Here is a 22,706-nt window from a genome sequence, read left to right on the forward strand (position 1 = left end):
GGACCAAAGTCCGGCAGCCTCACAACCTTACCATTTTAGCCTTGTAAATATTAGTTATTAGGTCTCAGCTTACGAACAGCTGCGCCTGCCTGCCACATTTCGCTTTCACGCAGTTCTTTCAGCTCATCGTTCAGTCTGTCACGGTAGTCAGCTGTGCTATTGGAGGCGATAGAACGGGCAGCCTCGTTACCGGCAGCTACACTGCTGTATAATTCTTCAAATACCGGTTGTGTGGCATCTTTGAATTTTTTCCACCAATCCAGCGCACCACGCTGAGCAGTGGTAGAACAGTTAGCATACATCCAGTCCATACCATTTTCTGCTACCAGTGGCATCAGGGATTGAGTCAGCTCTTCTACAGTCTCATTAAATGCTTCAGAAGGAGAGTGTCCGTTTTTACGCAGTGTCTCATACTGGGCAGCGAAGATACCCTGAATAGCCCCCATCAGCGTACCACGCTCACCGGTTAAGTCAGAGAACACCTCTTTTTTGAAATCTGTCTCAAACAGATAACCGGAACCTACACCGATACCCAGTGCAATCACGCGCTCGCGGGCACGACCGGTAGCATCCTGGAAGATAGCGAAGCTGGAGTTCAGACCTTGTCCGGCCAGGAATAAACGGCGCAGAGAAGTACCGGAACCTTTTGGAGCTACCAGGATCACATCTACATCAGCAGGAGGAATAATACCTGTCTGATCTTTATAAGTAATACCGAAGCCATGAGAGAAATACAATGCCTTACCAGGAGTGAGGTATTGTTTGATAGTACCCCACAGCGTGATCTGTCCTGCATCAGAGAGCAAGAACTGTATAATAGTACCTTTCTTTGCAGCTTCTTCAATTTCGAACAGGGTTTCACCTGGTACCCAGCCATCAGCGACAGCTTTATCCCAGGTTTTGGAATCTTTACGTTGACCAATGATCACGTTGAATCCATTGTCTTTCAGGTTCAATGCCTGACCGGGGCCTTGCACGCCATAACCGATGATTGCGATCACCTCATTCTTCAGCACTTCTCTCGCCTTTTCCATGGGGAATTCTTCTCTGGTTACTACGTCTTCCAGTACCCCGCCAAAATTGATGGTTGCCATGTTCTGATAGTGTTTTTTTGTTTTTATAATTTAATAAAGTGCTATTACTGATTAGTGCACAAGTTTCAGATTATCTGCTTCTTTACGTTGCAGATCTTTTAAGTGATCGTGGAAACGACGGCTCCATTTTACAATGGCAACACGCCCGCTCTTCGAATATTCAATGACGCCGTATGGAACCAGCTTTTGCAGCATATCGATCAGCTCCTGCTGGTGCCCGGTTTTTTCTATTACAAAATACTCCGAGGTAATGGTTAGGATACGGGCATTATTATCCCGGATCAGCTGTTCTATGTTACCGTTGTGCAGAGAGGCTGTTGATATCTTGTATAAAGCCAGCTCCTGGTACACTACCTCACTTTCGTCGTGTACAAACGCACGATGTATTTCGATAAGTTTTTCGATCTGTCCGATCACTTTATCCAGCTTCTCCCTTTCTGCCAGCACGGTGATGATGAACTTGTATACGCCGGGGATCTCCGTCTGTGCAGTCGTAAGACTGGTGATGTTGATATGACGGCGGGTGAAGATGATGGTAATACGATTCGTAATACCGATACGATCTTCCGTATACACTGTTACCGTATATTCCCGCAGCCCACTGTGGGTAGTGCCATTAGAAGCTGCCGCCGTATGTGATGTATTATTATCCACTGTCTGATGAATTCAAGGTGATAAATTAGGTTACTGATAGTATTCCCCGTTCACTATTCCAACCGGATGTGAGAGATGGGAGCGCCTGCAGGCACCATGGGGAATACGTTGTCTTCCTGTTCTACCACTACTTCCAGCAGATAAGCTCCTTTATGTGTCAGCATCTCTTCCACTGCTGCTGCTATCTCCGCACGATCAGTTACCTTACGGCCCGGTACATAAAAACCTTTAGCGATCTGTACGAAATCGGGATTGATCATCTCCGTAGAAGAGTAACGTTTGTCAAAAAACAACTGCTGCCACTGACGAACCATACCCAGGAAGTTATTGTTCAGGATCACGATCTTTACACCTATTTCAGACTGATAGATCGTACCCAGTTCCTGTAAGGTCATCTGGAAACAACCATCTCCAATAACGGCTACTACCTCTTTTTCGGGAGCTCCCATTTTGGCGCCCATCGCTGCCGGCAATGCAAATCCCATTGTCCCCATACCACCGGAAGTGATATTAGTGTTAGGGTCTTTGAACTGATAGTAGCGGGAAGCAATCATCTGGTGCTGTCCTACATCCGTTACAAGTATCGCATGTCCACCGGTCTTTTCGGAAATGATACGTACCACCTCTGCCATTTTCAGCATGCCTTCTTCCGGATATAGTTCCCGGTGTTTTACCTTATCGTATTCCTGTTTGTCTGCTTCTTTAAAGGTTTGCAGCCATTCTTTGTGTTGTGTCGGCGCTATGTGTGGTAGCAATGCCTGCAATGCAGTTTTAGCATCCGCATGCACCGGCACATCTGCCTTGATGATCTTATTGATCTCCGCTGCATCGATCTCTATATGTATCACTTTAGCCTGGCTGGCATAAGAACTTACCTCCCCGGTGATACGGTCGTCGAATCGCATACCTACTGCAATCAATACATCACATTCATTGGTGTTGATATTAGGGCCATAGTTGCCGTGCATACCGAGATATCCTACATATAGCGGATGATCTACCGGTACAGCGGACAATCCCAGCAAAGTAGATGCAATAGGAATATTCGCTTTTTCTGCCAGTGCAATGAGCTCTTTCTCAGCGCCGGAGATCAATACCCCATGTCCGCAAAGTATATAGGGACGTTGGGCCTGATTGATCAAAGCAGCGGCATCCTTTATAGCCTCTTCGCTTAGCTCAGGTACCGGGTGATAACTACGGATATATTCGCACTTTTTATAGTTGAAATCCAGCTTTCCTACCTGTGCATTTTTGGTAATATCTACCAACACAGGGCCGGGACGGCCATTGCGGGCAATGTAGAATGCTTTGGCAATAGCGCCGGGAATATCTTCAGAGCGTGTTACCTGGATGTTCCACTTGGTAATGGGCATAGTGATACCTATCACATCGGTCTCCTGGAAGGCATCGGTACCTAACAGGACAGCATTTACCTGACCGGTGATACATACCATCGGGGTCGAGTCCATATAGGCATCTGCCAAACCCGTTACAAGGTTGGTAGCACCAGGGCCGGAGGTAGCGAAAACAACGCCGACCTCCCCGGAACTACGGGCATATCCCTGAGCAGCGTGTGTAGCACCCTGCTCATGACGGACCAGTATATGGTGAACTTCCTGTTGAAAATCATACAGCGCATCATAAATAGGCATAATAGCGCCGCCGGGGTAACCAAAGATAGTGTCCACTCCTTCTGCTATCAGCGAGCGGATGACCGCTTCTGAGCCAGTCATGGTTTGAACAGTTGCAGGGGTAGTGACAACCCGTTTTTCAGACACTTCAGTCTTCATCGGTAACACATCCTTCTGTTGCATTTTTTACAAGTTTTGCGTACTTAAATAATATACCATTTGATACTTTGAGTGCGGGTTGTTTCCACAGACTTCTGCGCGCTGCCAGCTCTTCATCGCTAACCTCTACTTGTATTTTGTTGTTCACTGCGTCTATCTCAATGATATCGTTGTCTTTTACGAGTGCGATCGTTCCACCTTCCTGCGCTTCGGGAGTAATATGGCCGACCACAAATCCATGCGTACCACCAGAAAAACGACCATCTGTAATGAGTGCCACATTCTTACCGAGGCCGACACCCATAATAGCCGAAGTCGGTTTCAGCATCTCCGGCATACCTGGTGCTCCTTTAGGTCCTACCTGTCTGATCACTACCACGTCACCAGCCTGTACACGACCATTCTGGATACCTGCGATCAATTCAAACTCACCATCAAACACACGGGCCGGACCTCTGAAACGTTCTCCTTCTTTACCGGTGATCTTGGCCACAGAACCTTTCTCAGCCAGGTTACCATACAATATCTGGATATGACCGTTCGCTTTCAGCGGACGCTCCAGCGGTAAAATGATCTGCTGGGTATCAAAGTCTATATCCGGTACTGATTCCAGGTTTTCTGCAATTGTTTTACCCGTGACAGTCATACAATGTCCATGCAGGCGCCCCTGCTTCAGCAGGTATTTCATCACCAGTGGTACACCACCTACATGATGCAGGTCTTCCATCAGGTATTTACCACTGGGTTTCAGGTCACCGATCAGTGGTGTCTTGTCACTGATCCGTTGAAAATCTTCAAGGGTTAATGGCAAACCAACGGATTTCGCGATGGCGATCAAGTGCAGTACAGCATTGGTACTTCCACCGAGTGCAATAATTACAGTAATCGCATTTTCAAATGCCTCGCGGGTCATAATGTCCCGGGGCTTAATATCCCGCTCCAGCAGCAGACGGATATATTTACCGGCAGCAGCACACTCTTCCTGCTTTTCTTTACTTAGCGCAGGATTGGAAGAGCTGTAAGGAAGGCTCATTCCCATCGCTTCAATAGCAGAAGACATCGTATTAGCCGTATACATACCGCCACAGGCACCTGCTCCGGGGCAGGAATGTTGTATAATGCCCTTATAGTCTCCTTCTTCCAGCTGTCCGGCTATTCGTTGTCCTAACGCTTCAAAGGCAGAAATGATATTCAAATCCTGACCTTTGTATTTACCTGGCGCGATAGAGCCTCCATATACCATGATAGCCGGACGGTTCAGACGCCCCATGGCCATCAGTGAACCTGGCATATTCTTATCGCATCCCGGTACAGTGATGAGTGCATCATAGTATTGTGCACCACATACAGTCTCAATGGAATCGGCAATCAGATCACGGCTTACGAGAGAGTAGCGCATACCTTCTGTACCATTGCTGATACCATCACTCACACCAATCGTGTGAAAGGTAAGTCCTACAAGGTCGTTTGCCCACACCCCTTTCTTCACTTGCTGAGCGAGGTCGTTGAGATGCATGTTACAGGTGTTGCCATCATATCCCATACTCACGACGCCTACCTGTGCCTTTTTCAGGTCTTCTTCTGTAAGTCCTATACCGTACAACATCGCCTGCGCTGCAGGTTGTGTAGGGTCTTGCGTGATCGTTTTGCTGTATTTGTTCAATTCCATCTGAATAATGTATTTCCTGTTTGCTTGCCTTATCTGGATGCCAACGTTAGTTATTAAGTAGGATACAAAATACCTGGTAGTTAAAGCAATTTCCAAACCTACAATTTGGGCTTACCCGTTCTCCAAATCTGCTTAAAACCGTCCCAAATCCGCTATCACGGCGGATATAGCAAAGCCGTATTTACAACTCCCAACTACCGGATTTTAAATACCCCTCCCTGTTTTACCGGAACAAGGCACTTAAAATCCGGTGCGGGTAGCTATTACATGGCCGTTATGCTACCTGGGCTTCGCGATTGAATGTTTTCTCCAATACTTTTGCTTTATAAGCCTGTTGCAGCACTTTACCCAGCGACTCCGACCAGGGCTTGCTGAAGGTTTGGTCATCCAATGATTCCCATCCTACTAACTCAGCAGCAGTACCACAATAGAACACACTCTCCGCTGTCTTCAGCTCTTCGATCATGAACAGCTTTTCCTCAATAGGAATATTCAACTCATGACAGATCTCGATCACCGTAGCGCGAGTGATACCAGGAAGTATATTTCCAGCTGGTGGGGTGTATATTTTACCTTCTTTCTCGAAGAAGATGTTGGAACCAGGACCTTCTGCTACAAATCCGTTGATATCCAACAGCAAAGCTTCGTCAAATCCTTGCTGTTTTGCTTCCTGAGAGGCCAGGATAGAGTTTACATACAAACCAGCAGACTTAGATTCAATCTGGAAAGCCTTCGGATTAGGACGTTGAAAACTGGACGTCATCACACGCAACAGCTTCTCACCCAGATAAGCTCCCCATTCCCATGCACAGATCATCACATGCGCATCCTGCGCAGCTTTCAATGTCATATTAGGAGGACAGAACACCAACGGACGGATATAAGCTTCCTCCAGATTATTGAGCTCCAGTACTTTGTAACAAGCAGCAATCAACTCATCGTTATTGAACTTGTAAGGGATATGTATCAGCTCACAAGACCGTTTTAACCTGTCAAAGTGCTCTTTGGCTTTAAATACCTTCACCTCACCACTGGCAGTCTTATAAGCGCGGATACCTTCAAATACCGCATATCCATAGTGCAATGATTGACCGTAAAGGTCCATTTTCGTTTCAGACGCTTTGGCATAGGCGCCGTCCAAGTAAAGAATGGTGTTCTCGTTGTAATAGCTATACATAAATTAAAAGTTAAACGATGTTGTTAAGTATGTTGAGACCAGGAATTACAGTTCAAAAAAAAAGCCTTCCTCGTTGGAGGAAGGCTTTTTATATTTTCAGTAGTGAATATACACGTCAACCTATCCTCCGGTATGGTGGCTAATAATGACAATGACAATCACGACCAATGTGATAGCCCAGTTCAACTGAGACACGATGTGATTAATCTTGTTATTTTCCTTATTTACCCACATGGGAGGAGATAATTTTTGCTGATGACTACAAATGTATTGGCAGATAAATTAAAAAACAATAATCCGGTAAATATTTAGATATTTCTCAATCAAAATAAACGTTTTTGAAAATATTGAAAATAAATACGCATTACTTGCCTTTTTTCTAACCATTATCATCATTTGTTATAAATCGTCTTATCAGTTAATGCGACAGGCAAGCGGTTATTAACTATTTACTTGTTAATACGTCGTTAATGATGCCCTGCAGCACCTCTTCTTTCGCAATCAGCTGCTCTAACAATACTAACTGATTCCTGGCACGGTCATAATTATGTGTGTCATGTTTTACAGGGTAATAAATATCCCCATTAAGGTAATCTGCCAGAAAACGAATGCCTTGCATATAGATCATGAACTTACCGGCATAGAACAGCTGCTCTTTCTCGACAGCAGTCAGTATTTCACCTACTTCAGATAGATAACCTTCTATCAGCGCGCGATAGTAATCCTCACGGATACTGATAAGGTCGCAGTCCTTTTCCTCTTCCGATACCGGACATACATAGGTACGCACCATATCACCCAGGTCAGAAATGATCTTACCTGGCATCAGGGTATCCAGATCACAGACGCAAATGCCTTTGTTGGTATCCTTGTCCAGCAATACGTTATTGATCTTGGTATCATGATGCATCAGACGATCAGGAAAATCCGGATCTGTCTTAAGTTTTTCATAAGTCACTGCTATTTCAGAGTGCCCCAGGAAAGCCGTGATCAATGCAGCTGCTTTATGTTTTCTTTCTTCGCCTGCCTGCCGGATAGCGTCCTGAAAGGCGCTGTAACGCAGGGTCAGATTATGAAAGTTAGGAATAGTAGCCCTGAATGGCTGCAGGTCCACCCCGTTGAGATACCGGGTAAGACGGCCAAATTGCTGCGCCGCTTCATACGCCTGCCTCGGATCGTCTGCCTGGTCGACGGTCATAGAGTCATCTATAAAAGGGATCATCCGCCAATACTCTTCATCCAGTATGAAAAGGTCCTCTCCGGTAACCGTCGGGATAGGTGTAATGAACAGGTAATCTGGTTGATGTGCCGCCAGATAATTCGCCGCCAGCCGCTGGTTGGTAGCAATCACAACTGGTTCTTTAAAGACCTGTGCGTTAATACGTTGCAATACGTATTTGCTGCCATCAGTTTGTTGCAATAGGAAAGTGTTGTTGATATGGCCGGATCCGAAACGATGGATGGATAGCTCGTCCGGTTCAAAGCCAAAAGCCTGTAGTATGGCTACATTAGGTTTGATCTCCATAAACGGGAAATACGTTAATTGTTCACTGTTATTGTTCCGGCGCGGTCGCCTATAAAAGCAGTCCACAGCTTGATGTAACTAATTACAACTTACCGTGGACCGCATATATTTGAGCCATGCATTGTTACCATGGCTATACTGCTACTTATTATTTCCAGAGGTTGTCAGGATATTCTCCACTTTCCACCAATGCGGACAAGCTGGCCTGTACGCCCGGAGCATCTTCTTTATAAGTTACACCAAACCATTGTGCACTGGTAGGAATCACATTTACCACACCGAGGTTATGCTTGATATAACTATCTACTACAATAGGAATGAAAAACTCGGATTTGGCTTCATTGATACGGGTATCCAGGAACGTCTTGAACAGTTTTTCGCTGAGATCAAATACAGAAGGATGGAAACCCCAGAAGTTCATTGAAACCGGAGTGTTAGGCGCCAGCGGGTGTTTGCTGCCGTCAGCATCTTCGTATACGATCTGCTCTCCGTCCTGGTATACTTTGGTCCTTTCGTTGATAGCAGCCAGGTTGTGTTGTGCATCTTCCTCACAAACACCGCGGGACACAGAACCGTGTTCGCTGATCGTTTTGTTCAGTTGATATCCTACTACGCTATATACCTCTTTGCTACACTTGTGCTGCAGGAAGTCTGCCATTTTCTCGAAAGAATCGCGTCCGTAAAAATCATCTGCATTGATCACTGCAAACGGCTCATTGATCACATCTTTGGCGCATAATACGGCATGTGCGGTCCCCCAGGGCTTGCTCCTGTCAGCAGGCACACTGTGGCCCTGCATGAAAGAGGTCATTTCCTGGTATACATAGGCAGTTTCTACCTTACCTTTCAGTTTAGGCTCGAATATCTCTTTAAATTCAGCTTCGAAGTCCTTGCGGATGATAAATACAATCTTGCCGAAACCAGCACGGATTGCATCGAAAATTGAATAGTCGACAATTGTTTCCCCACTAGGGCCAAACTGTTGGATTTGCTTCAAGCTACCATAACGACTGGCCATCCCGGCCGCCAAAATCAATAAAGTCGGTTGCATTGTGTGATATTAGTTTTTAATTTTCAACTGCTTAACTGAAAATATCGGCGATAAATTTAATCATTAAAAGTATTTTCACATCTTCTTTTTAATGAAACCGGTTTTATTTAAACATTATTTAAAGCCCGTAAGTCCACATTGCCGGCAACAGGTGATAGCCAAAACCGGGCCGGTAGCTGCCAGCCAGCCTTTTTTTGAACAATGAGCTAAAGTGAACAAAGAAAAAAACAAACCGACAATAACAATGAAAAAATTACTCATGCTGGGCGCAATGGCCTTTTCATGCCTGCAACCCGGTATTGCGCAGCAAAAGACCCGTCCGGAGGAGATCAAAGAAAAAATGCAGTGGTTTGCCGATGCCAAACTGGGTATCTTCATCCACTGGGGCATCTATGCAGTCAAAGGCGTCGATGAATCCTGGTCTTTCCACAATGGAAAAATCTCCTACAAGGATTACATGCAACAGCTGAAAGGCTTCACAGCCAGTAAGTACGATCCGCAGCAATGGGCCGACCTTATCCAGGCTTCGGGGGCCAAATATGCCGTGATGACCACCAAACACCACGATGGCGTCGCCCTCTGGGATACCAAGTACAGCAAACTGGACGTCGTGAACAGCACCCCTGCAAAAAAAGATGTGCTCACCCCCCTGTTTGCCGCCTTACGTAAAAATGGCATCAAATGCGGCGCCTACTTCTCCCTGCTGGACTGGAGCCATCCCGACTATCCCGGGTTCCTGAAAGATAGCAGCCGCTACAGCCTAAAAGATAACCCTGCCAAATGGGCCAAATTCCTACAGTTCAACTTTGGACAGCTCACAGAACTAAGTACCCAGTTCAATCCGGACCTGTGGTGGTTTGACGGCGACTGGGAACATAGCGCTGCCGAATGGAAAGCCGAAGATGTCAGAAAACTGCTGACCGATCGCAATCCCAATACCATCATCAACGGTCGCCTGCAAGGGTATGGCGACTACGATACCCCAGAACAGAACTTCCCGGTTACCAGACCCAAATACCACTGGTGGGAGCTCTGTATGACCATCAACAATAACTGGGGCTACCAGCCTCAAGATACCGCCTGGAAAACACCTTATGAGGTCATCACCATCTTCGCAGATGCCATCAGCAATGGCGGCAACCTGCTGCTGGACATAGGCCCGAAAGAAGATGGTACCATCCCGGAACAACAAGTACAAGTACTACAGGAACTGGGCAACTGGAATAAAAAACATGCTGCCGCCATATTCAATACGGTAGCAGGCCTACCACAAGGCCACTTCTATGGTCCTACCACCCTCTCCAAAGATAGCACCACCCTGTACTTGTTCCTCCCTGGTAAAGTGAGCGGACAGGTAGTAGTAAAAGGACTGAGCAATAAGATAGAACAGATCAGCGTAGTAGGCGAAGGCAGCTCCCTGACACACAAAATAGTAGGAAAGATATCCTGGAGCGCCGTACCCGGCCTGGTATACATCGACGTACCCGCCCATGTGCAGGACAAATACATGACCGTGCTGGCACTCAAACTGGATAAACGATTAAAACTATACCGTGGCCAGGGAGGATTCCTTACCAACGACAACTAATCAACCAAAATAAGATCCTTACACTTTTATATGCATGCCATGAAAAAAGTACTACTGGCCCTAGGGCTGCTGTTACAGCTTCATATCGGCACCCTGTATGCACAGGATAAAGCTGTTATTACCCCCTTATCTGTAATACCAGCACCCGCTGATATGAAAGCACTGCCAGGCTCTTTCACATTACAGCAAGGCACCTTGTATGTCGCTCAGAGTAAAGCCGCAGCCAACACCATGTCGCTGTTCAGGGATTTCCTGCAACACAACTATGGCATTGCCCTGAAAGATGGTAGCGCAGACAAGCGCCTTCCTGCCATCAATTTTCAGGAAAGCAATAAGCTGCCTGCGGAAGCCTATAAACTGGAAGTAAGTAAAGACAGAATATTGCTGGAAGGAGATGCTGCCGGATTGTTCTACGGATTACAAACACTGCAGCAGCTTTTACAAACGGGCAATAAAGGACAGGCAAAGGTACCGGCAGTAAGTATCAGCGATCAGCCCAGGTTCGCCTACCGAGGGGTGATGCTCGATGTGAGCCGCTACTTCTTCCCGGTAAGTTACATAAAACACCACCTGGATATGATGGCCCAATACAAGTTCAACCGTCTGCACTGGCACCTTACTGATGACCAGGGATGGCGTATTCCCATCAACAAATATCCCCGTCTGGCCACTGTTGCATCTCAACGCAAAGGGACGATCGTAGGCCATCTGGGGAAAAATAATACGCTGGATGGCAAACCTCACGGTGGTTACTATACGCATGAGGAAGTGAAAGATATCGTACAGTATGCAGCTGCCCGCCATATTACCGTTATACCGGAGATAGAAATGCCTGGGCATGCACAAGCAGCACTAACAGCCTATCCTAACCTGGGATGTACCGGCGGCCCTTATGAAGTAAGCACCAAATGGGGAGTACACAAAGAAGTATTCTGTGCAGGTAACGATAGCGTATTCACCTTCCTGGAAGAGGTGCTGACAGAGATACTGCCGCTGTTCCCCAGCAAGTATATACACATAGGCGGAGATGAATGTCCCAAAGATCGCTGGAAAGAATGCCCCAAATGTCAACAGCGGATGAAGGCACTGGGCCTCAAAGACGAACACGCTTTGCAAAGTTATTTCATCCAGCGTATCGAGAAATTCCTGAACAGCAAAGGCCGGCAGATCATAGGTTGGGATGAGATACTGGAAGGTGGCCTGGCACCCAATGCCACGGTAATGAGCTGGAGAGGAGAAGCAGGTGGTATTGCCGCGGCTAAAGAAAAACATGATGTCATCATGACACCTAATACTTACCTCTATCTTGATTACGGACAAGGTATCCCGGCCACAGAACCGCTCAACATAGGTGGATACCTGCCACTGCAGGTAGTATACAACTATGAACCTTATCCGGCTACACTGACGAAAGAAGAACAGCCCTATATCAAAGGCGTGCAGGGCAACCTCTGGACGGAATATATCCCCGAAGGGAACCAGGCAGACTACATGCTCTATCCACGTGCACTGGCGTTAGCTGAGATCACCTGGTCGCCTGCCAGCAAAAAGAACTACACCGACTTCCTGCAGCGCCTGCAGGCACAGCTGGCCCATATGGACAAGACGGGTGTGAATTTCCGCATACCCGAACCTGCCGGGTTGGACAACCTGGTCACTACGGCCGCCCAGGCTACGATGCCCTTACAACCTATGGTCGCCGGGGCTAAAATGTACTATACGACCGACGGTACTATTCCGACCACTGCTAGCCAGTTGTATACGCAGCCTATCCGCCTGGACCTCACTTCCGGCCAGCCGGTAGTAGTGAAATGTATCACCGTTACAAGCAGCGGACGCCAGAGTGCGACCTACAGTGCTACCGCTATCCGCCGGGAATACAAAGCATCCGTCACCACTACTCCTGTCAACAAAGGGCTGCGTTTTGCCGCTTATTTCAAACCGGTAGAAAAAGCCGCGCTGATCTCCGGCACACCTGACAGTACAGGTATACTGCCAACTCCAGATATCCGCCCTTTCAGCTCGCGCAATGAGTATGCGGTGGTGTACGAAGGCTATATCAATATCCCTTCGGATGGCCTCTACGACCTGGGATTGACTAGCGACGACGGCGCTTTGCTTTATATCGATGATGAACTGCTGATTGACAATGACGGCGAACATGCTCCGTCAGAAAAGAAGACCATAGTGCCTTTACGTAAAGGATTCCATAAAGTGCGGATACCCTACTTCAATGCTGGCGGCGGCGCCACTTTACAGTTGAGTGTGCAATTACAAGGCAAACAAACCATAAATTTGCGCAATGCATTTATGCATGAGTAAATCAATCGCCTTGTCCTTGCCCGCATATACGAACATTACATTACAATATTTTACGCCTACATGGCTGCCCGGAACACTCCAGGCAGCCATGTTACGTTTAGACCTGCTGGATCCGGATATTTCCGGCAACAAGTGGTTCAAGCTCAGGTATAACCTGGAGCTGGCAGCCGCCACCGCCAAGTCCACTATCCTTACTTTCGGTGGTGCTTATTCCAACCATATCGCCGCTACAGCCGTAGCCTGCCGGCAAGCCGGTATGAAAAGCATCGGTATCATACGCGGCGAAGCAGCACCGGTACTCAGTCATACGCTGATACAGGCACAGGCCAATGGCATGCAGCTGCAATTCGTCAGCCGGGAAGACTACCGCCGGAAGGAAATCTCCGACTGGCAAACGCTATTTCCGGAAGCTTATATCGTCCCGGAGGGCGGGCACAATGCTGCCGGAGCCAAAGGTTGCGAAGACATCCTTACCGTAACAGATACCCATCCCTTTACTCACATCATCTGCGCTTGTGGCACCGGCACTACCATGGCCGGCCTCATCAACAGTGCCACACCACATCAGGAAGTGCTGGGCTTTGCCACGTTAAAAGGAGCGCAATACCTCGAGCAGGCTGTCAGCGAACTGTTGCATGCAACCCCCTTACCAGTCTGGCAATTGCTGCATGATCATCACCTGGGTGGATATGCCCGTACCACACCGGATTTGATCGCCTTTATCAACGACTTTTACGCTGCTACACGTATTCCGCTGGATATCGTGTATACCGGCAAAATGCTGTATGGATGCCGCCAGGAAATAGCCAATGGCCGCTTCCCGGAAGGCAGCAAATTATTATTTATCCATTCAGGTGGCCTGCAAGGCAATCTTTCTTTGCCTCCCGGCGTTCTTTCCTTTTAGAGCATATAAAAACCGATTCCTTTATTGACAGGGGAATTGTATTTTTGTCAACTTGAGAGCTACCGGTACTGCTCACGATATAACCATCAAAGCCATCTGAGAAGGCCGGTAATTGGATTTGGTAACTGGAAACTGGTATTCGGATTTATGAAGCGTTTTTTAGCAGCTTTAGTCATAATAATAGCAACAGCATCGTCAGCAGCAGCACAGCAAGAATTCACACCGCCGGTACTGCCGGAATTTTCTGCTTTGATCAAGACCGGTAAGATACAGCTGGACTGGATATCCGGTTTTGTAGATGTAAGACAGATCGGTGTACAGCGTTCACTGGATAGTGTACTCAACTTCAACACAATAGGTTATGCCGCCGCTCCCAATGAGTCCAGGAATGTCTATCTCGACAATAAGCCACTCCCCGGCACCAACTACTATCGCCTATTCGTCTTATTCAACAATGGCCGCTACTTATACAGCAAGACCATATTGGCTGTGCCAGACAGCACCATCAGCGCGACGCAGAAACTGACACTTTCTGATATCAAGGATGCTGTCGGTGCTAACAACAAAGACAAAGAACCAGAGAAGATAGCTTGGCGGCCTTCCAACTATATCTACACCACTGCCGACGGCAATGTGAATATCCGCCTGCCGGAAGCACCTCAAAAGAAATATACCATTAAATTCTACGAGCCCAACGGGGTGTTCCTCTTTGAAGTAGAAGAGGTAAAAGAACCTTTTATGATCCTGGAGAAGGCAATCTTCCTGCATTCCGGCTGGTTCAACTTCGAGCTATTCGAAGATGGCAAGCTCAAGGAAAAGTGGAGCCTTTTCATCCCCCTCAATTACCGTACCTGATAGTCTTTCCCTTTTACGATGGCTGCAATAGCTTTTGCTTCTCTGACACCGGAGTACCAGGCACCGTGCACATAAGCATGATGCTCTGCAATGGTGGCTTCGCCAGCAAAACGGATTTTGCCTAATGGCGTTGCCAGTGCTTCAAAATCACGGGTATCAGCTCCCGGGCGCATATGTGAATAAGCGCCACCTGCAAAAGGATCGCTGTACCAGCTTGTCTTTTGTATGCTTTTGAATATGATGTCCTGCCGGGGGAATAGCTGATGTAGCCGTTCCTGCCATTCCCGTTGTATCTGGTCGATGGGAATATGCTCTTGCGCAATGGCAGCTGCACCTACTGTCAACGCCACCAGGATAGGTTGCCTGGTAGCGGGTTTGTAATTGACCAGCAACTGGCAGTCAGCCGCCCGGCTGGCTATCTGGTACCAAAAGGGCTTAGTGGTGTGCCAGAACGTCTGCTCAAAATGCATCACCACCTTGTTCATGATGCCCATCCCTATACGTTGCATGGCGGCTTTAGCAGCGGCCGGTAACGCCGGAGAAAAACGGATCGCTCCTTTCTGCAATATAGACAGCGGCACCGTGACGACCACAAAATCTCCTTCGAATACCTGCGTATCTGTTTGAACCTTTACTCCTGCCGGTGTGTCAATGACTTCCCGCACCGGCTGGTTGTACAATAAAGGGATATCCTGCAGCAAATGGTCTATTAGCTGCTGGTACCCTCCTTTCACCAACAGGTTATCGTCGTCTGTAAAGGTAGACGCGTCCAGATATGCCCGGGCGGAGATATCATGCAGACTGCATCCCATTTCATTTTCTAGATCGGCACAGAGGTAAGCATATATTTCTTGTTGGATGGGGGAGAAATATGTGTCTTTCAGCACCTCATCCAGGGCTGCCTGGAAAGAGCAATCAGTGGCGATACTATGGTAGTGCTTGCCAGCAGCCTGGATGGCCTGTTCAAACTTGCGGGCTACCGGTGTTATCTGCCGTTGGGAAATACGGGTGCCATCGTTGCGGTATACGCCGATTTGCTGGTAGTCCGTATTGACGAGTGGGATGTTTAATAGGGTAGCCAGCTTTGTAAGAGGATTGCGGCTGGCTTCGTGTATCCAGGCGGCGCCCAGATCGATAGGCGTATCGAGGGAAAGAGCCGTGTGTATCCTGCCGCCGGAACGATCTCTGGCTTCGATCACGGTCACTTCAAATCCCATCTGCCGCAGATGATAGGCCGCAGCGGCGCCAGCCATCCCCGCACCGATGATCAGTATTTTCACCGGGCGCGATGGTACATGGCAGCTCATTCTCCTAATATCAATTCTGCATCGAACACATCAGCGAAGTGCTTGAGCAGAGCATGTTTTACCAGTGTCACCGGCACTTCCCGCCCCATTTCCCGGTGCATGGAAGCCACCTTTTTATTCTCAATACCACAAGGGATGATATGATTAAAGTATTGGAGGTCGGTATTTACATTCAACGCAAAACCATGCATAGTGACCCAACGGCTGCAGCGTACACCCATAGCGCAAATCTTTCGCGCTTTACTGATATCATCGGGATCTAACCATACACCTGTTTCACCTGCAGAACGGCCTGCATTGATCTCAAATTCAGCGAGTGTACGGATAATCACTTCTTCCAGGGAACGTAGGTATTTGCCGATGTCTGTGAAAAAACGTTCCAGGTCCAGTATCGGGTAGCCAACGATCTGCCCCGGTCCATGGAAGGTAATATCTCCTCCCCTGTTAGTAGGTGCGAAAGCAATGCCTTTCTCCTGCATTTCTTCCTCGCTGATCAACAGGTTCTTCATCTTTCCGCTCTTACCAATGGTATATACCGGCGGATGTTCGCACAACAACAGGTGATGTGTAGTCTCTGCCGGGCCGCCAGCGGCTGCTACCTTCAACTGTATGTTTTGTTGCAGCAGTCGCTCCTGGTACTCCCAGGCCGCCTGATATGCTACGATTCCCAGATCATCGGTATGGATCAGCTGTTTTACGTTGTTCATAACTTCTGCTAGCCGTTCTTATAGCGCCTGCAAAGTTACCATATATATTCCTGAAATCATACGTTTTAGCTCGACAGCATTGGAAATGAGCTAGAATCAGATATCAAAAGATAGCTATACATATGTGCTAACCGGTTGATTCTCTGTATGTCCTTGTTCATTTACTGCTAATCCGTCGATCCTGATTATCTTTGCAAAAAATTTAACATAACACATGTCGGAAGAATTGCTGGAACTGGAAGATGAGTTAGAAAACGGCGAAGGCAGCGAGGAGCTGTATGAAAGGGTCAACCTGGTAGTGGATAAAGGACAAGAGCCACTGCGGGTGGACAAGTTCCTCATGAACCGGATAGAAGGCGCTACGCGCAATAAAATACAACAGGCCATCGACGCGGAAATGGTACTTATCAACGAGAAACCTATCAAGGCTAACTACAAGGTAAGACCAGGAGACCGTATCGTCGTATATTCCAACAAAAGCCCGGAGAGCACAGAAGTGATCCCCGAAGAGATGGAGCTGCCCATCGTATACGAAGATGAAGACATACTCATCATCGATAAACCCGCCGGGATGGTCGTACATCCGGGTTGTGGCAACTACACCGGTACACTGGTGAATGGCCTCGCCTGGTACCTCGGCGATAAGAACCTCGCCGAGCCTGCTATGCCTCGTTTCGGGCTGGTGCACCGCATCGACAAAAATACCAGTGGACTACTCGTGGTAGCCAAGTCAGAGAAGGCCATGACCGACCTCGCCAAACAATTCTTCGATCACACCGTACAACGCCGGTATATAGCCCTGGCATGGGGTGACTTTGAAGAAGAAGATGGTACTGTCATAGCACACGTCGGCCGTCATCAGCGGTTCCGTAAGATCATGGATGCCTATCCCGATGGGGAATACGGCAAAGAAGCGATCACACACTATAAAGTGCTGGAACGTTTCAACTATGTTACACTCATAGAATGTCGCCTGGAAACCGGCCGTACACACCAGATCAGGGTACATATGCAACATATCGGCCACTCCCTGTTCAACGATGACACCTATGGTGGTAACCGCATCGTGAAAGGAACCGTATTTGCGAAATACAAACAGTTTGTGGAAAACTGTTTTGAGATCATGCCACGGCATGCCCTGCACGCACGTACATTAGGATTTATACATCCCCGTACCCGGCAGCCGGTACATTTTGAAAGTCCGCTACCGCAAGATTTCGTAACCGTATTGGAGAAATGGAAACGGTATGTGACGGCAAGACCATTGAACGATTAATATCTTCATATTCGTATATGCGGAAACGGCAGCTGATGATCAGCTGCCGTTTTTATTTAATGCAATTATTCCTCTTATTGATTAGTCCAATACGTCGCCACAATATGCCTTAAAATGCCCGTATAGGCCTTTACCTGTGCCGGCTGGCTAAAAGCATAAAACTGATCATGTGTCGTATGAAATCCCATGTAAAAGAGCCAGAATCCCAATGCCAGGTAAGGCACAGCCGATAGTTCGGATTCGCTGACGTCCCGGTATTCACGATATGCATCCAGAAACACACGATACGCCTCATCAGCAGCCTCACGGGTCATTCTACCGGTATAGACATCCAACACCAGGTGTTGCCAGAAAGTCATGATGTCGTTGACCAGCCAGCCGTAACCCATAAAGTCAAAATCGAAAAAAGTAACCTGGTCATTTTCGAAATGAAAATTCTTGGGTAGGAAGTCAAAATGGCAATAGCCTGTTGAAAAATGCGAAGTCGGCAGTTGTGATAGTTTATCTTTTATCCTGCCGGCTGTTTCCTGCAACCAGGCATATCCTTCCGGGTCTGCTGTAAAACGGGACGCCAATTGTTCCAGTGGGCCAAAAACAGTCGTCTCCAGGTCAAAGGTCCATCTTTCTTCCGTCAGCCGGAGATCCGCTGATACATTGTGAAAACGCGCCATTTCATGTCCTAATGCACGGAGTTGATTGTCATGTAATACCCGCACCACCTGTCCCGGCGCATAGCTGAACAGTACGGCATGTCGCTCTCCCTCTGCTGCCGCCAGCGACAGGATAGCCGTACCCGTAGCGTCCTGTATCGGATACGACACAGATACCCCGGCCTGCTGCAAGGCCCGCAATAACGCTACTTCAGCTGCTATCTGAGCCTGGCTGCGATGAGAAGACCGGTATACCCGCAAGACAAACTGACCCTGCGCCGATCCTATCAGGTAAGTATCCCCCACCCCTCTGACCAGAAATTTACAGTGTACCTCTTCCAGTTGGTATTTTTGGGCGATCAGCGAAGACAATGCTACGGGGCAAAGCGTAGAATAGGTAGCAGGGAAAACAGTGTTCATACCCCGAAGATACACAATCAATTCATGCAGCTGTTTTATCTTTGCCACTGGTTAACTCCCCTTCAACAGACGACCGCAATCACGATAAGAAACATAAAAAATATAGGGATATGAAAAAGATCATACTGGACCTCGCTGTCACATTAGATGGGTTTATAGAAGGACCTAATGGAGAAATAGACTGGTGCATCATGGAAGAAGGAGAAGGGAATGACTTCATCCACTTCCTGAACGGGATCGATACCATCTTCTACGGCAGGGTAAGCTATGATATGTGGGGCAACTGGCAACCGGATGAAACCATGAGTAAGACTATTCGTGAGGCATACGCGATCATCCATCAGCAAAAGAAGTACGTATTTTCCTCCACCAGGAAGAGTGACGAAGGCCAGGCGACCTTTATCTCATCAGATATCGCGCGTCACGTGCAGGAAATCCGGCAACAACCAGGTAAGGATATCTGGTTATATGGCGGCGGAAAACTCATTCATACGTTTATGAAATTGGGGCTGGTAGATATATTCCGGCTGGCGGTACATCCGGTATTACTGGGAGCAGGTAAGCCCTTGTTCAGCGGCATCAAAGAGCGGGTAGGACTGGAACTGGCAAACGTAAAGACCTCCCCGGCAGGTGTAGCAATGATGACCTACGTCAGAAAATAATTAGCGGTCTGATCCACTCATTATGAATGGATCAGACAAATCAGTCCCCGCCTAATGCGGCCCTCTGTAAGGTGGCAGACATACACAGGTATTGGTAAGGATATTATAATACCCATCACGCCACCAATCCAGGTAAACATATGTAGCTAATTACAGGTGTTAACAGTGACGACAATAGTATTTAGGGGCCATAAGAAGTTACGAATGCCCCGATAAGAACAACTGCCTTTAACAATAAAAGCCCCGTCTGAGACGAGGCTTTTATTGTTCGTATTGTATTACTGTCCGTTATGATCACTCCTTTTTCTGTATCAGCACACTAAATAAGCGCGCGCTTACCTGCGCGCATACCCTCTTATTCGCCTCCACCAAGTTCATATAGCCAGGATCTTTGCTTTCTCGGTATCAAATTCTCCCTGCGACAAGATACCTGCGTCCAGCAACTCTTTCAGATCCAACAGCGCTTTTTTCTTATCCGCCATAGACATGCCTTCATTGGCAGCAGGTGCATTAGCTATAGTGGTCGTGGCGGTCACCGGTTGCGGCGCTTTTTCACCTGGCTTGCTGAATTGCAGGATCAATGCCGTGATCTCATTAAAGCCTTTTATGTTGGAATAATCGATCGCTTTCTGCTCCTTTACATTGACGATGGTCGTATCTGCACCCTGTTCCAGCAGGTATTTGACGGTATCCTTCTTTCCATTGGCAGCAGCATAGTGCAACGGGCTATTCCCCGATTCGTCCTGTATGTTAACCTGAGCCCCTTTCTCTATCAGCAGTTTGGCCATGCTGAGATGCCCGCTTTTAACAGCTACATGCAGTATGCTCTCCCCACCATACTGGTAATTGCTGTTCAGGTTGAAAGAACGATCCATTGCCAGGCTGTTCGTAGATTCCACCCAATCGAGATAGGCATTCATCGACTCATCCGCACCCGATTTGGGCTTGCTGTAGTTCACGTCCAGCCCCATAGACAGAAATAGCTCCACGATCTCCTTCTGGTTGTTGGCAGTAGCATACCAGATGGGAGACAGCCCTTCCCGTGAGGTGATGAAGATATCGGCACCTTTGTCGATCAGCAGTTTGATCAGTGCTCGGTTCGCATCATAACAGGCGATCAGCAACGGACTTTCGCCGGCATGATTGGTATGGTTAGCCTGAGCGCCCTGTTCGAGCAACAGGGTGACCATGGGTACATTTTCGGAGCGGATCGCAAATATCAGCGGGGTATTGCCCTGCTTGTCGGTCGCTGCTATGTTGGCGCCATGGCCCAGCAAAAGCGTGGCGATCGCAGTATTACGATGGGCGGCAGCAATAAGCAGGGGCGTTTCTGCATGGTTGTTCTCCTGGTCTATGGCAGCACCTCTCGACAACAATGCTTCGACCAGCTCTATCTGTCCATTGAGGGCAGACAGATGCAGCAGGTTGTTGCCATTCAGGTCGTTAACATCGATACGAGCGCCTTGTTCCAGGAGGTACAGCGCCGTTTGTTTCTGTTTTTGTAGCCCGGCAAAGAATAGCGGGGTCTCCCCCTGGTGATCTTCATAGTCGATCACAGCACCTTTTTCTACCAGTAACTTTACGAGGTCTAAATAACCACGATGGGCGGCATAATGCAACGCGGTACGGCCTTTTTCATCGGTGTAAGCTACATCGACTTCGTTGTTGGCCAGCAGCAGTTCTGCTATCTTACGTTTGCCTCCTTCACATGCTACAATGAATGATAATGACATTTGTTTCTACCAGTTTATTATTTCACAGATAATAACAATTCGACAGTCTTTGTTTTCAGATTGTCTTGGGCGGCCAGCATCATTGGCGTCTCGTCCTTGTCGTTGGTGATAGTGGCGTCCGCACCGGCTTCCAGCAACAGCTTGACCTTTTTGTAAGTTTCCTTGGCAACGTTCTGTTCGTAGTTGGAATCGATCCGCGATACCAAGTGAAGAATAGTATTGCCTTCCTCGTCCCGCCCGTTTATGTCGAACGCGTCTTTCTCCAATACAGCCTTCAAAATATCTGCCGGTTTTTCTGCAATCCACTGAAGGGCAGATTTACTTTTGGAATAATAAGGAGCGGTCTGTTGCAGATCGGCCCCATCGTCAAGTAGCCTTTTTAACAGGCCGATCTCCCGGGGACTCACATAATTAAGCATCCGCAGATAACCCAGGAAGGGGCTTTCGCCATCGCTGTTAACCAGGGAGAAGTCCGCCTGCTCATGAGCCGCCAGCAGTTCATACATCTGCGGATCAAGCAGATGTACCAGCGCGTAATAAAAAGGGGTCTGTCCTTTTTTATCACCTTCATTGGGATGGGCACCTTTTTCAAGCAGCCAGGTCACCATGTCCTTATTGTTACGCTCTACGGCGATGTGTAAAGCCGTTTTTCCGACGATATTCGGCTCGTTGATAGCTACCCCCGCGTCGAGCAGGATATCAAGATAAGGCATCCGCTTTTCAGGCCGCAGGGCATTGTTGTTGACCACCTGCGAGAGCAGGTGCTCTTCAGCAGTATTCCGGAAGTCCGTCCGGACTCCAGCAGCTATCAATACACGGATCACCGCCGGGTCTACCCCGATCTCAAGCGCGTAACTCAACAGTGTCTGTCCGCTGACTTCATCATTAATATGCTCAAATTTAGGCAGTACTGTAGCCAGGTATTCCAGGAATGCCGGCTCCGCCTGCTGATAACGCACATTGTTCAGCAGACTCTTGAAGATGCTCTTATCGAACTTTTCATACTCATACACGTCAGTCACAATGCTGCCGTTGCCGATCAGCTGATCAAATACAGCGTAAGCTTTGGCATTCAGTATCTGGTCGTATAATTGATACAGGTGATGCTCCTGCAACTCGTCAGGAAGACGTTCGCCGGCGGTCAACAGTGAATGGGCCTGCTCGAAATCGCGTTTGCTGATGGCTTCTACCAATGGACTTTGTGTAGTCATACCAGTTAAGTTGTTTCGTTGACAATATTGCTATCCGATCTGTACAGAAAGATCAGTAATTACAGGAATGATGGCAGGCAGGTGTCAATATTGATATGGCGTACATGACTG

The 22,706-nt window shown here is 47.9% G+C and carries 18 protein-coding genes; 6 read left to right on the forward strand and 12 right to left on the reverse strand.

The genetic code is table 11. From position 1 onward, the window contains the following. Window positions 1-50: 50 nt before the first annotated feature. From ilvC to KTO58_RS17470, 7 genes are all read right to left on the reverse strand, one after another. Window positions 51-1,094, reverse strand: a complete 1,044-nt coding sequence (ilvC, locus tag KTO58_RS17440) for a ketol-acid reductoisomerase (RefSeq protein WP_095838135.1) — start codon at window positions 1,092-1,094, stop codon at window positions 51-53. Between the two features lie 51 nt (window positions 1,095-1,145). Continuing rightward, a complete protein-coding gene (ilvN, locus tag KTO58_RS17445) occupies window positions 1,146-1,748 on the reverse strand; it encodes an acetolactate synthase small subunit (protein WP_225859806.1) in 603 nt (200 codons plus the stop codon). 53 nt (window positions 1,749-1,801) lie between these two features. Continuing rightward, a complete protein-coding gene (gene ilvB, locus KTO58_RS17450) occupies window positions 1,802-3,562 on the reverse strand; it encodes a biosynthetic-type acetolactate synthase large subunit (protein WP_095838134.1) in 1,761 nt (586 codons plus the stop codon). Further along, complete coding sequence (ilvD, locus tag KTO58_RS17455; RefSeq protein ID WP_095838133.1) at window positions 3,528-5,207, reverse strand: dihydroxy-acid dehydratase; 1,680 nt, start codon at window positions 5,205-5,207, stop codon at window positions 3,528-3,530. Before ilvD ends, ilvB begins: the two co-directional genes overlap by 35 nt. Before the next feature lie 274 nt (window positions 5,208-5,481). Beyond that, window positions 5,482-6,384 (reverse strand): branched-chain amino acid transaminase, encoded by a 903-nt coding sequence (locus KTO58_RS17460; protein ID WP_095838132.1) that lies wholly within the window; start codon window positions 6,382-6,384, stop codon window positions 5,482-5,484. Between the two features lie 445 nt (window positions 6,385-6,829). Then, a complete protein-coding gene (locus KTO58_RS17465; protein ID WP_095838131.1) occupies window positions 6,830-7,909 on the reverse strand; it encodes a phosphotransferase enzyme family protein in 1,080 nt (359 codons plus the stop codon). A gap of 148 nt (window positions 7,910-8,057) precedes the next feature. Beyond that, window positions 8,058-8,960 carry a sugar phosphate nucleotidyltransferase gene (locus KTO58_RS17470; protein WP_095838130.1) on the reverse strand — a complete coding sequence of 301 codons (903 nt, stop codon included), beginning with the start codon at window positions 8,958-8,960 and terminating at the stop codon, window positions 8,058-8,060. A gap of 244 nt (window positions 8,961-9,204) precedes the next feature. On the opposite strand from KTO58_RS17470, the gene KTO58_RS17475 reads away from it, so the two are divergent. The 4 genes from KTO58_RS17475 to KTO58_RS17490 all read left to right on the forward strand — a co-directional run bounded on the left by KTO58_RS17475 (window position 9,205) and on the right by KTO58_RS17490 (window position 14,629). Next, on the forward strand, window positions 9,205-10,548 hold the full coding sequence (locus KTO58_RS17475) for an alpha-L-fucosidase (RefSeq protein WP_095841520.1): 1,344 nt from the start codon (window positions 9,205-9,207) through the stop codon (window positions 10,546-10,548). Between the two features lie 39 nt (window positions 10,549-10,587). Beyond that, window positions 10,588-12,870, forward strand: a complete 2,283-nt coding sequence (locus KTO58_RS17480) for a family 20 glycosylhydrolase (RefSeq protein ID WP_157752884.1) — start codon at window positions 10,588-10,590, stop codon at window positions 12,868-12,870. Beyond that, the gene (locus KTO58_RS17485) at window positions 12,863-13,774 is read left to right on the forward strand and encodes a 1-aminocyclopropane-1-carboxylate deaminase/D-cysteine desulfhydrase (protein WP_095838128.1); all 912 of its coding nucleotides are present in this window, start codon (window positions 12,863-12,865) and stop codon (window positions 13,772-13,774) included. The genes KTO58_RS17480 and KTO58_RS17485 overlap by 8 nt, the downstream gene beginning before the upstream one ends. Window positions 13,775-13,921: 147 nt before the next feature. After that, window positions 13,922-14,629 carry a hypothetical protein gene (locus KTO58_RS17490; RefSeq protein ID WP_095838127.1) on the forward strand — a complete coding sequence of 236 codons (708 nt, stop codon included), beginning with the start codon at window positions 13,922-13,924 and terminating at the stop codon, window positions 14,627-14,629. On the opposite strand, the gene KTO58_RS17495 is transcribed toward KTO58_RS17490, so the two are convergent. Next, window positions 14,617-15,936, reverse strand: a complete 1,320-nt coding sequence (locus KTO58_RS17495; RefSeq protein ID WP_095838126.1) for a flavin monoamine oxidase family protein — start codon at window positions 15,934-15,936, stop codon at window positions 14,617-14,619. The two genes, KTO58_RS17490 and KTO58_RS17495, sit on opposite strands and share 13 nt — an antisense overlap. Beyond that, window positions 15,933-16,643, reverse strand: coding sequence for a lipoyl(octanoyl) transferase LipB (gene lipB / locus KTO58_RS17500; RefSeq protein ID WP_095838125.1), 711 nt, complete (start codon window positions 16,641-16,643; stop codon window positions 15,933-15,935). Before lipB ends, KTO58_RS17495 begins: the two co-directional genes overlap by 4 nt. Before the next feature lie 214 nt (window positions 16,644-16,857). Between lipB and KTO58_RS17505 the strand changes: the two genes are divergently transcribed. After that, on the forward strand, window positions 16,858-17,919 hold the full coding sequence (locus KTO58_RS17505) for an RluA family pseudouridine synthase (RefSeq protein WP_095838124.1): 1,062 nt from the start codon (window positions 16,858-16,860) through the stop codon (window positions 17,917-17,919). A gap of 74 nt (window positions 17,920-17,993) precedes the next feature. Here KTO58_RS17505 and KTO58_RS17510 read toward each other — a convergent pair whose 3' ends face one another. Continuing rightward, window positions 17,994-18,989 carry a phosphotransferase enzyme family protein gene (locus KTO58_RS17510; protein ID WP_157752881.1) on the reverse strand — a complete coding sequence of 332 codons (996 nt, stop codon included), beginning with the start codon at window positions 18,987-18,989 and terminating at the stop codon, window positions 17,994-17,996. Between the two features lie 110 nt (window positions 18,990-19,099). Here KTO58_RS17510 and KTO58_RS17515 point away from each other — a divergent pair, with 110 nt between their 5' ends. After that, window positions 19,100-19,651: a dihydrofolate reductase family protein gene (locus tag KTO58_RS17515; protein WP_095841519.1), complete on the forward strand. Its 552-nt coding sequence runs from the start codon at window positions 19,100-19,102 to the stop codon at window positions 19,649-19,651. A gap of 374 nt (window positions 19,652-20,025) precedes the next feature. Here KTO58_RS17515 and KTO58_RS17520 read toward each other — a convergent pair whose 3' ends face one another. Together KTO58_RS17520 and KTO58_RS17525 are read right to left on the reverse strand one after the other, a co-directional pair. Then, on the reverse strand, window positions 20,026-21,384 hold the full coding sequence (locus tag KTO58_RS17520) for an ankyrin repeat domain-containing protein (protein WP_095838122.1): 1,359 nt from the start codon (window positions 21,382-21,384) through the stop codon (window positions 20,026-20,028). A 17-nt stretch (window positions 21,385-21,401) separates the two neighbouring features. Further along, complete coding sequence (locus KTO58_RS17525; protein ID WP_095838121.1) at window positions 21,402-22,595, reverse strand: ankyrin repeat domain-containing protein; 1,194 nt, start codon at window positions 22,593-22,595, stop codon at window positions 21,402-21,404. Window positions 22,596-22,706: the final 111 nt, after the last annotated feature.

The sequence above is a fragment of the Chitinophaga pendula genome, assembly GCF_020386615.1.
GTDB lineage: Bacteria > Bacteroidota > Bacteroidia > Chitinophagales > Chitinophagaceae > Chitinophaga > Chitinophaga pendula.

Bases quoted from the DNA above. Each gene is read 5' to 3' on its own strand.
- ilvC (WP_095838135.1), bottom strand. From the start codon at position 1,094: ATGGCAACCATCAATTTTGGCGGGGTACTGGAAGACGTAGTAACCAGA.
- ilvB (WP_095838134.1), bottom strand. From the start codon at position 3,562: ATGCAACAGAAGGATGTGTTACCGATGAAGACTGAAGTGTCTGAAAAA.
- ilvD (WP_095838133.1), bottom strand. From the start codon at position 5,207: ATGGAATTGAACAAATACAGCAAAACGATCACGCAAGACCCTACACAA.
- KTO58_RS17460 (WP_095838132.1), bottom strand. From the start codon at position 6,384: ATGTATAGCTATTACAACGAGAACACCATTCTTTACTTGGACGGCGCC.
- KTO58_RS17465 (WP_095838131.1), bottom strand. From the start codon at position 7,909: ATGGAGATCAAACCTAATGTAGCCATACTACAGGCTTTTGGCTTTGAA.
- KTO58_RS17470 (WP_095838130.1), bottom strand. From the start codon at position 8,960: ATGCAACCGACTTTATTGATTTTGGCGGCCGGGATGGCCAGTCGTTAT.
- KTO58_RS17475 (WP_095841520.1), top strand. From the start codon at position 9,205: ATGAAAAAATTACTCATGCTGGGCGCAATGGCCTTTTCATGCCTGCAA.
- KTO58_RS17480 (WP_157752884.1), top strand. From the start codon at position 10,588: ATGAAAAAAGTACTACTGGCCCTAGGGCTGCTGTTACAGCTTCATATC.
- KTO58_RS17485 (WP_095838128.1), top strand. From the start codon at position 12,863: ATGAGTAAATCAATCGCCTTGTCCTTGCCCGCATATACGAACATTACA.
- KTO58_RS17490 (WP_095838127.1), top strand. From the start codon at position 13,922: ATGAAGCGTTTTTTAGCAGCTTTAGTCATAATAATAGCAACAGCATCG.
- KTO58_RS17495 (WP_095838126.1), bottom strand. From the start codon at position 15,936: ATGAGCTGCCATGTACCATCGCGCCCGGTGAAAATACTGATCATCGGT.
- lipB (WP_095838125.1), bottom strand. From the start codon at position 16,643: ATGAACAACGTAAAACAGCTGATCCATACCGATGATCTGGGAATCGTA.
- KTO58_RS17505 (WP_095838124.1), top strand. From the start codon at position 16,858: ATGTCGGAAGAATTGCTGGAACTGGAAGATGAGTTAGAAAACGGCGAA.
- KTO58_RS17510 (WP_157752881.1), bottom strand. From the start codon at position 18,989: ATGAACACTGTTTTCCCTGCTACCTATTCTACGCTTTGCCCCGTAGCA.
- KTO58_RS17515 (WP_095841519.1), top strand. From the start codon at position 19,100: ATGAAAAAGATCATACTGGACCTCGCTGTCACATTAGATGGGTTTATA.
- KTO58_RS17520 (WP_095838122.1), bottom strand. From the start codon at position 21,384: ATGTCATTATCATTCATTGTAGCATGTGAAGGAGGCAAACGTAAGATA.
- KTO58_RS17525 (WP_095838121.1), bottom strand. From the start codon at position 22,595: ATGACTACACAAAGTCCATTGGTAGAAGCCATCAGCAAACGCGATTTC.